We start from the raw sequence: 1,671 nt of genomic DNA on the forward strand, positions 1-1,671 counted from the left end.
CAGCAGGAGGGGGCGCCGGCCTTCATCTTTCTCCCAGCAGAGGCCGGCCCGGACACTGTGACCCACGCGATAGCCGCCGGCGCGAAGGGATTTCTACACAGACGCTGTAGCAGCCAAGAGCTGTTTCGCGCGATCGATTGCATCATGGACGGATGCACGTATGTAGCAGCCAGCTTTCTTGCCTCGCAGGCGGAAGCGGAAGCTGCAGCCCCCAAGAGACGGCAGGCGATGCTGACCGCCAAGCAATTGCAGGTCCTGGAGCACGTGGCTTTGGGCATGAGGGCCCAAGATGTCGCGCAGAAGCTTCATCTTTCCACGCGCACGGTGGAATCCCACAAACGCGCCATCATGCGTCAACTGAATGTGGGCAACTCGCTGGAGATGGTTCGAGTGGCCCGGGAAGACGGAATTCTGACTTGAGCGTTCCCTGATACAGAAAAGGCTCGGCCTGGACGGCCGAGCCCTTGGCTCGTCAACGCTTGGGAAGCTTACTCTTCCTCGTCCTTGCCACCCTGCTGACCGGACCGCTCGCGCTTGCCGTTCTGGTCCTGCTGCTGTTGACCCTGGCGCTGGGTATCGCGATCCTGCTGCCCCTGCTGCCCCGGCTGGTTCTGCTGACCCGGTTGGTTCTGGCCGGGATTCGGACTCTGCTGATTCTGATTGCCCATGATCATTCTCCGTGTTCGGCATCACCATGAAGCCGATGGGCAAACCCTACGTTGCTATCAGTTAGGTTTCCGTAGCCTGACAGGTGCACACCTAGACAGGCCGCGCACCTTCCTAACTCGTTCACCATCCGAGCGGGATGGGCCTTTACGTTGTCGGAGGGGCCTGGACCGACCAGAACTCGGCCAGCAGACGCAGGCCTGGGTTGTGCTCAGCATCTTCTTCCAAGAAGGGGTGACTGCGCTCGCTCCAGCGTGCGGCTTCTATCTTCTGGATCATGGACGCGTCGGCATGCTGGCAAGCCATCGACCAGTTCCAGAAGTAGCGTTCTGGCACTTCACCACTGGTGAGCACCCGGATATCCGCATGCCGCTTGGACTGCTTGATGCGGTCAAAAACCGAGGCAACTCCCTCCTCGGGGCCTTCCAGGTATTGGAGAAAAGTTGTGCCGTCGTAGAGCAGCACCCCCGTCACATCCGCCATTCGATTTTGGGCCGACGCGTCGACGAGGATCTCTTCCAAATCCGAATTGTCGAGATTTGAAGAGGAGCGGCTGGCGTAGGCCAAGGCGTAAATAGGCGGGCTGTCGGTCATTCCCGCTATGATATCTCAGCGACTTCGGCCAACGGAGMGGAGTCCGCTGCCGGCGAATGGAACGCTGAATTGTTCACATAGAAGCCCTCATCGGATTGATCGGGCCCGTGAAAGGTTGATCATGGCTAGGGTGCCCATTGCTTGAGGGCTGAGCGCCACGATGCACAGATAGAGGAGATGCCGACGTGCTTGTCACTGAAAGATTCATCATCACCAATGTCACCGAGGCCAAGCGTTTGACGACCAGTGCAGTTGCTGAGCAGCCCGTATGGCCTGGGGCTGAAAGCATGGACATCGAGTGTCTGTCCTGCCACGGTCGCTGGGTGGCAGTGCTGACCGGGGCGGACGGCCTCGACCGTCGAGAGGGCGCAACCATCGTTTGTTGCCCAAAGTGTGGAGCAGCCGAACCGG

The 1,671-nt window shown here is 59.8% G+C and carries 4 protein-coding genes; 2 read left to right on the forward strand and 2 right to left on the reverse strand.

Going from position 1 to position 1,671, the window contains the following annotated elements; translation table 11 throughout:
• A partial coding sequence (locus tag ACXJKH_RS20045; RefSeq protein WP_457321994.1) for a LuxR C-terminal-related transcriptional regulator occupies positions 1 to 420 on the forward strand: 420 nt, incomplete at its 5' end.
• Positions 421 to 488: 68 nt separating this feature from the next.
• On the opposite strand, the gene ACXJKH_RS20050 is transcribed toward ACXJKH_RS20045, so the two are convergent.
• A complete protein-coding gene (locus tag ACXJKH_RS20050; RefSeq protein ID WP_210433878.1) occupies positions 489 to 668 on the reverse strand; it encodes a hypothetical protein in 180 nt (59 codons plus the stop codon).
• Positions 669 to 813: 145 nt separating this feature from the next.
• Positions 814 to 1,260: a BLUF domain-containing protein gene (locus ACXJKH_RS20055; RefSeq protein ID WP_088434337.1), complete on the reverse strand. Its 447-nt coding sequence runs from the start codon at positions 1,258 to 1,260 to the stop codon at positions 814 to 816.
• Between the two features lie 185 nt (positions 1,261 to 1,445).
• On the opposite strand from ACXJKH_RS20055, the gene ACXJKH_RS20060 reads away from it, so the two are divergent.
• Positions 1,446 to 1,671, forward strand: a 226-nt coding sequence (locus ACXJKH_RS20060) for a hypothetical protein (RefSeq protein ID WP_457321996.1), incomplete at its 3' end; no start/stop codon positions are given.

This window comes from Stenotrophomonas sp. P5_B8 (assembly GCF_054049855.1).